7 protein-coding genes are annotated in these 7,704 nt (G+C 58.4%); 6 read left to right on the plus strand and 1 reads right to left on the minus strand.

Translation table 11 applies throughout. The features are described from left to right. The coding region (locus ACH2EH_RS24885) for a 5'/3'-nucleotidase SurE (RefSeq protein ID WP_395146065.1) at positions 1-213 on the minus strand (213 nt) is incomplete at its 3' end. A 192-nt stretch (positions 214-405) separates the two neighbouring features. Here ACH2EH_RS24885 and msrB point away from each other — a divergent pair. Genes msrB through ACH2EH_RS24915 form a run of 6 tightly spaced genes read left to right on the plus strand, consistent with a single transcriptional unit; the run spans position 406 to position 7,605 of the window. Further along, complete coding sequence (gene msrB / locus ACH2EH_RS24890; protein ID WP_395146067.1) at positions 406-807, plus strand: peptide-methionine (R)-S-oxide reductase MsrB; 402 nt, start codon at positions 406-408, stop codon at positions 805-807. Beyond that, positions 804-1,379, plus strand: coding sequence for a GNAT family N-acetyltransferase (locus ACH2EH_RS24895; RefSeq protein ID WP_395146069.1), 576 nt, complete (start codon positions 804-806; stop codon positions 1,377-1,379). Before msrB ends, ACH2EH_RS24895 begins: the two co-directional genes overlap by 4 nt. Positions 1,380-1,425: 46 nt before the next feature. After that, positions 1,426-4,137 carry a DUF1553 domain-containing protein gene (locus ACH2EH_RS24900; protein WP_395146071.1) on the plus strand — a complete coding sequence of 904 codons (2,712 nt, stop codon included), beginning with the start codon at positions 1,426-1,428 and terminating at the stop codon, positions 4,135-4,137. 13 nt (positions 4,138-4,150) lie between these two features. Next, a complete protein-coding gene (locus ACH2EH_RS24905; RefSeq protein WP_395146073.1) occupies positions 4,151-5,665 on the plus strand; it encodes an Nramp family divalent metal transporter in 1,515 nt (504 codons plus the stop codon). A 42-nt stretch (positions 5,666-5,707) separates the two neighbouring features. Continuing rightward, positions 5,708-6,283, plus strand: coding sequence for a helix-turn-helix domain-containing protein (locus tag ACH2EH_RS24910; RefSeq protein ID WP_395146075.1), 576 nt, complete (start codon positions 5,708-5,710; stop codon positions 6,281-6,283). A 14-nt stretch (positions 6,284-6,297) separates the two neighbouring features. Then, a complete protein-coding gene (locus ACH2EH_RS24915; protein ID WP_395146077.1) occupies positions 6,298-7,605 on the plus strand; it encodes a TlpA family protein disulfide reductase in 1,308 nt (435 codons plus the stop codon). The last annotated feature ends 99 nt before the right edge of the window (positions 7,606-7,704 follow it).

Consider the following 7,704-nt stretch of genomic DNA (forward strand, 5'->3'; position numbering starts at 1 on the left):
AGAAACTGCCCAGCCCATTGAGCCATCCGGAAGGCGCGTCTCAACGGCTCTAAGCGGCTTGTGGAGCGTGATCGCGTGACTGGCTGCTGAGCGTGGACGATCTGGTGCACAGACCGTCACTTGGTAGCCCTCGGCATCCAGCGCTTTTTTGAGCGCGAGAATGCCAGGGGCAAAAATACCGTCATCGTTGGAAAGAAGAATACGCAGAGCCATAACGAGCAAGTATACCCCATAGGTTTCGCCCCGATGAACCGGGGCGTCTTATTATCCTCGTGCCTCGGACACAAAGTGCGTGCCGCCCATCCCGATCCAGATTGGTTATGGCCCGAAGTGGCCTTCGTGTCGGCGGAGCCGTCAATAAGACGCCCCGGTTCATCGGGGCGGAGAATTAGGTATCATAAGCGCATGATGGATAAGATTGACAAAACCGACGAAGAGTGGCGGGCGCAACTGACACCCGAGCAGTACAAAGTCCTGCGGCAAGCGGGGACGGAGCGAGCGTTTACCGGGCAGTTCTGGAACCATAAAGGCGAGGGTGTCTATGCCTGCGCGGCGTGCGGTGCGCCTCTTTTTGACTCCACCACGAAGTTTGACAGCGGCTGCGGGTGGCCGTCGTTCTTTGACTCCCTGGAGCAGGATCGGATTATCCGGCACGAGGACAACACTCTGGGAATGCGGCGGGTCGAAGTGCTCTGTGCGGGCTGTCACTCACATCTAGGGCACGTGTTTCCCGACGCGCCGCAGACCCCAACTGGCGAGCGCTACTGCATTAACTCGGTCTGTCTGAACTTCGCGCCGAAAAAATGACACCTGAGGAAACAAGCGCACTGATTCGAGTGCTTGATCGTGCTTTTGATACTGATCCGATCCTCGGCTCTCTCCTGAGTGAGAAAAAACACCGTGCTCGTGCAGCGACGGCACTGCACCGTGCGGCTGTAAACTATGCGGTGCGCTTTGGTGTCCTCGAGATCGCTGCTGAGGGCGCGGGAGTGGCGCTCTGGTTGCCGCCGGGTAGGGAGCACTTGACTTTCCCACGCATGCTCCAGACGGGATTTGTTCCGCTTGCTCTGGAGCTGGGTTGGGCGTTGCCCAGGCTGCTGAAAATTGATCACGTCCTCACACAGATGCATACAACACACGCGCCAGAGAAGCACTGGTATCTCTTCTTTCTTGCCGTGGATCCCGCCGCACACGGGAAGGGGATCGGGGGAGCGCTTCTCGAGCAGGGCGTTGTGCGCGCGGAGGCCCAAGGGCTCCCGGTCTATCTGGAAACCCAAACGGAGCAGAATGTTCGTTTCTACACACGTCGAGGTTTTGTTGTCAAAGAGGAGAAGACAATTGCACCGGGGCTGACGAACTGGGCTCTCAGACGGGGATAAAGTCCAGCTTCCGCAGAATCAGTGCTATTGAGGCTATAATAACACCATGAAGTTATCGCTGCTTGCCGCCGCCATTCCCGCGCTAGGCCTAATGGGTTTTGCACTTGCTCAGTCTAATCCTCAAACCACGAAGCTCACGCCTGCACAATCGGTGCACTTCGAGGCTAAAGTGCGGCCTTTATTGCTTGCTAAGTGTGGTATCTGTCACAGTGGCAAGTCGCCGCAGGCAGGGCTGGACTTGACCAAACCGATCTCGCTGGCAAAAGCGCAAGACGCACTGCGCAGGATGCGTGGCGAGGGCGCAAAGCCCGTGATGCCGCCCAGTGGCAAGCTCGGCAATACGGAGATTTCTAGCATTGCGCAGTGGGTCACAGATGGCGCGGGCTGGCCGCAAGTCTCCCCCGTCGGACGGGGGGGAGGGGCAGGAATTGGTAAACACTGGTCGTTTATCGCGCCTGTGCGCCCGCTGGAGCCGCCCGTGGAGAAAAGTGGCATTGATGCGTTTGTGCTGGGGGCGCTCACCAAAAAGGGGATCGCCCCGGGGCCGCAAGCAGATAAACGCACGCTTCTGCGCCGGGTGAGCTTTGATCTGATTGGGCTTCCGCCCACGCCGAGCGAGATGGCGGGTTTTCTGTCGGACACAGCGCCCAATGCCTACACTAAGCAGGTGGATCGGCTTCTTGCCTCAAAATTCTTTGGAGAGCGCTGGGGGCGGCACTGGCTAGATGTGGCACGCTACGCTGACTCCAACGGCCTAGATGAAAACACCGCCCATGCCAATGCCTGGCGCTATAGAGACTGGGTGATCGGGGCGCTGAACCGGGATCTGCCGTACAACCAGTTCATTCAGCAGCAAATTGCGGGGGATCTCTTGCTCACCGGCAACGAGGACGAAGACGCGAGCCGACTGACGGCGACGGGCTACCTCGTGCTCGGTCCCAAAGTGCTGGCGGAGCCCGATAAAGAAAAAATGGTGATGGATATTGTGGACGAGCAGATCGAGGTGGTGACCAAGTCCGTCATTGGACTGACGGTTGCGTGCGCCCGCTGCCACGACCATAAATTCGATCCTATCGCCACCAAAGACTACTACGCCTTGGCAGGGATCTTCAAGTCCACCCGCACGATGGAGACCCTGAACACGGTTGCTAAGTGGTATGAGCGTCCTCTCGCAAACCCCAATATGAAGGCGGAGCAAGCGGCATATGACAAGGCATCGGGGCCGGCAAAACAGGCGGTGGACGAGGCGAAGAAACAGCTAGACAAGGCACTCAATGGCAGCGGAAAGGCCCTGCTCGCGGACGCGTCGGCGTTTGTGCGTGGGGAGCATCTGGGCAAAGAGAACTACGGCCCCAAGAGTATCAACAGTGACGGCTCCCCGAGCGTCGCGGAGTGGGACTTCACGGTGCCAGCAGCGGGCCGCTACAAGATCTACCTGCGTTACGCCGCCGAGGAGTCGCGGCCCGTGGTGCTGAGTGTTGCCGGTAAAAATGTCGGTAAGAAGATCGCGGTGGGCGTGACGGGCGGCTGGCAAGAGGAAGACCAGCGCTGGGAGTCGGCAGGCGTGGCGCCGCTGGAGCCTGGGCTCTGCACGGTTCGTATCGAGCGCAACGGAGCCATCCCGCACTTCTCACGCATCGCACTTATTCCCGCCAATGGCTCTGGCACCGACCCCGATCTCACCGGTGCGGAAAAATCACTAAAGACAGCGCAAGAGGCGCTTAAGGCGCTCGATGCAAAAAAGCCTGTGGGATCCAGTGTGATGTGCGTGACCGAGGCAACCAAGATCGAGGATGTTAAAGTTCATATCCGAGGCGATACCCAGACTCTGGGAGATCTGGTCGAGCGCGGGTTTCCGTCGGTGCTCTGTGGTGGCACGCGCCAGCCGCTGGAGCAGCCCAAAGCGAGCGGTCGGAAAGAGCTGGCTTTGTGGCTGACGCGGCCAGAGCATCCTCTGACAGCGCGTGTTGCCGTGAACCGGGTCTGGCAGGCGCTCTTTGGTGAGGGGCTGGTCGGAACCGCGGACAACTGGGGCCTACGCGGCGACAAGCCCACCAACCCCGCGCTTCTTGACTATCTCGCGGTCTCGTTTGTAGAAGACGATCGTTGGAGCACGAAGCAGCTCATCCGGCGTATCGTGCTCACCGACACGTACCAGCGCACGAGCCGCTACTCCGATCCCGTGGGGCAGAAAAAAGACATCGAGAACAAGCTTCTCTGGCGGCAGAACCGGCGACGGTTAGACGCCGAGCCACTACGTGATAGCCTGCTCTTTGTTGCGGGGACGCTGGATACGACTATGGGCGGCACGCTGCTCAGCAGTAAGAACTATGACTATGTTACCAACGACCAGTCGGCAAATAAAGCCCAGTACGATGCCCCGCGCCGTGCGATCTACCTCCCCGTGATCCGCAACGCCGTCTATGATTTCTTTGGTACTTTTGACTTTGGCGATCCGAGTATGGTCAATGCCAAGCGTTTCGCCACCACAGTCTCGCCACAGGCACTCTACCTCCTCAACAGCCCTTTGGTGATGGCGCAGGCACAAGCCTTCGAAAAGTCCCTGACGGGTGACAGTGACGACGCTAAAATTCGTGCGGCTTACCAGCGGGCTTTCCAGCGCCTGCCGCTTCCCGGCGAGATCAACACTGCCAAGCGCTTTCTTTCCCGCGCCGCGCAAGTAGTACCTGTCGAGCGTGCCTGGGCCGCCTGGTGCCAAACTCTTCTTGCCGCCAATGAATTTCTGTATGTCGAGTAAAAAAGTCAACCGCATGAGTGATATTCCTGACGAAGAAGTCCCCGATCCAGGGTGTTTGCCCGCGTGGAAAGTGGACGAGCTCCCGGAGCCGAAGCCCTTTACATTTAAGAATCTGCTGAAACTTGTTGGCCCCGGTCTGGTGCTGGCGGGCGGCGCGATTGGCACGGGTGAGCTGATCATGGGGCCGCAGGTGGCGGCGCGCTACCAGGGAGCACTGCTCTGGGTGGCGCTCCTCTCCATTCTTGCGCAAGTCATGCTCAATACTGAGGTGATGCGTTACACGCTCTGTACGGGCGAGCCGATCATGACGGGCTTTCTGCGCTGCAAGCCCGGCCCCAAGTTCTGGATTGGGTTCTATATTTTATTAGAGTTTGCCGGCTGGTTTCCCACGCTCGCTGGGCTCTCCGCCCAAGTTCTAGTTGTCGCGTGGCTGCGCCTTGGTCCCAATGACCCCATTCCCGTTGATACAGTGCGTCTTGTGAGCTACATTGTCTTTCTCTCCTGTGCGGCGCTCTCGCTCTTTGGCAAGAAGATCTTCGATACCGTGCAAGTGGTGGTTACCGGGAAGCTGATCTTTCTGTTAGTGTGCATGACTGCCTGCTCGATCTTTTTCGTCTCGGGTGATACCTGGTTGCGGGTGGTAGGGGGCATGGTGGACTTTACCCGAATCCCACGGGATGCCAGCGGCCAGCCCGATATTGACTGGAGCATTGTGGCGGGGTTAGCGGGTTTTGCAGGTGTGGGAGGGCTGGGCAATCTGATGGTGAGCAATTTTGTCCGTGAGAAAGGCTGGGGGATGGGCAGTAAAGTGGGAGTGATTGCCTCCGCAACCGGCGACCACGACCTCACGCTACAGCACATTGGCGTGATCTGTCGGCCTGGCCCGGAGACGACACGGCGCTTCGCGGGCTGGTTTAAGTACTTACTTATTGACCAATGGCTGCTCTGGGCAACGGGCGCGATTATCGGGGTGCTCTTGCCGTGTTTACTCGGTGCACAGTACCTGAAAATCGGCAACGTGGACGGTAGTGATCAGTGGCGCTGGGCGGCAGCGCTGGCGCAGGACATTGGTGCGGTGCGCGGGCCGCTCGTGGGGACGGTAATTCTGCTCTGTGCCCTCGCCATTCTCATCCCCGGCCAGTTCTACGTGATAGATGCCACGGCGCGCAAGTGGACGGATGTGATCTGGTCAGGCACGGACTGGGCACGCAAGCTAGACACGCACAAGGCCAACCGGGTCTACTACTCGATTGCAGCGGCCTATGTCACCTACGGCCTGATTGCCTTCGCGATCCCGGGGCTCTCTGCAAGCAAGATGATGGTGATCGGAGGGAGCCTGGCAAACCTCTCGATTGCGATCACCATGATCCACACGCTGATTGTTAATCGGCGCTTCCTGCCGCACTCACTGCATCCCACACCACTCAAGCAAGTCCTGCTGATTCTCTCCATAACGTTCTTTCTGGTGATGTTCGGCTTGGTGGTGAATCAGAAGATACTGCCGCTCATTGGACTTAAGACTGTCTGAACTAATTGACACTGTAGAGGGGATAGGCTACACTGAAGCCCTATGGATCCACAGACGCTTGGGGCGCGCATTCAGCGCATTCGCCAGCGCCAGAACTTCTCGGTTCGTGACCTGGCGGATAAAGCTGGAGTCAATAAGAACACGATTTTACGGCTGGAAAAAGGGCTGACCCCTTCGTATTCGACACTCAACCGGGTCTGTGAGGCGCTGGGAGTGCATGTCGCTCAGCTCACACAGCCTGAGCCCGACGAAGCTCAGACGATTGCGCTGCATGCACGGGCGGAAGAGGGGCGCGAACCCCTCGCCGCCGATGAGTCGGTACTGCTCTCGTCGCTACGCTGCCGCCTCCCCGGAGGGCGTGTCAATGCGGCGATTATGGAGCTCTACGGAGAGAGCGAGTCAACCACACACCCGGGTGAGGAGCTGGTTTTTTGCCTGCGTGGCTCCGCTAAAGTCGCGGTTGCAGGACGCACTTATGAGCTGGGTGAAGGCGACGCAGCGACTTTCTGGAGCGCGGAGCGCCACTCCTACGGCCCTGCCGATGAGGCAACCGAGGAGCAACTTCCGGTGATTTTATTGATGGTTTGGGTGGACTCCCGCGAGAGTGAGCGGACCTGAAAGGAACTTGAGAGATGATATTACAAGCACTGATTTTGCCGATCGCCCTGATGGTGCAGCAGCAAGCACAGCGGGTGACACCCGTCGCACAGGCGCAACTGACCCTGAAAGCAGACGGCGCAAAAGAGCTGAAGCTGGGCTACATGCCGATTCGCACGGAGCTGAGTGAGACAAAACCTGAGGGGGTCATCAAAGAGCCCACCTACGCAGGAAAGCCGCGCTACGCGGTGATCAAGCTCGGAAGTGGCCCCAAGGCTGGTCATGTTGTTGTGGTGGATGAGCCCGCGGGCGGTGAGTTCAAGATGTACTTCGATGCCAACGGCAACGGCGACCTGACCGACGATGGCGATGGTAAGTGGACCAAGAAAAATGAGGCGCAGGAACGGACGGTCTACGGAACAAATAGCTTCGTCGCCAAGGCCACGTACGGTGGGCGCAACAACCAGGAAACCACGGCAGACTACGGGCTAGCACTCTACCGGATTGTCTCAAGCTCCGTTGACACGCTGCTCTACTACCGTGAGGCGGCCCGTATGGGTGAGCTAAAGCTAGGCGAGAAGACCTACAAAGTAACCCTGGTGGAGAACGATGCTGATGGTCTCTACAACAAGCGCCTCAACGACGACGGCAAGTCGGTGAACCAGCGCGGTGAGCTTCTCCCCGAGAAAACCGTCCAGCGCCCCGTCTGGCTGATCTTGGAGGGCGATGATAAGAAAAAACAGACCATTGAGGCCCGTGCTCCCTTCGAGCTTGATGGCAAGGTCTACGAGGCGCGCATCAGCGCGAATGGCGAGCGCCTCGGGCTGATCCCCAGTGAGCGCAAGCCGCTTAAAGTTGCCGCCGCTGCCCCGCGCCGCCCCTTGCTCACCACAGGTACTCCTGCGCCGGACTTTACGGTCTACACGCTTGAGGGCAAGCCCCTAAAACTCTCCGATCTCAAGGGGAAAGTGGTCGTGATGGATTTCTGGGCGACCTGGTGTGGTCCCTGTATGCAGACCATGCCTCATATCGAGAAGACTTGGCAGAAGATCAAGGAGCGCAGCGATGTGACTGTGATTGGGGTCTGTGTCTGGGACGAGAAGGCGGCCTACGATAAATGGGTGCCAGCGAACAAGGCGAAGTTTAGTTTCCCGCTACTCTTTGATGTGGCTGCTAAAGACAACGCCATGTCCATTGCGAGCAAGCTCTTCAATGTCAGTGGCATTCCGACAACCTACATTATTGACAAGGACGGCAATGTCGCGGCGACATTTGTGGGGTCAAAAGATATTCCTGAGGGAGTAGAGCCTGCGCTTAAGAAACTGGGTATCTCGCTCGACTAGAAAACGGATAAAAAAACGCCCCACGAGCCAGGCTCGTGGGGCGTTTTTTTATTTACTAGTGCCAGCGCACGTTGCAGGCGATGGTCTGCGTGACACGCT

Origin of the sequence: Armatimonas sp., from assembly GCF_043760365.1 — a bacterium.
In the GTDB taxonomy this organism is placed as follows: Bacteria; Armatimonadota; Armatimonadia; order Armatimonadales; family Armatimonadaceae; genus Armatimonas.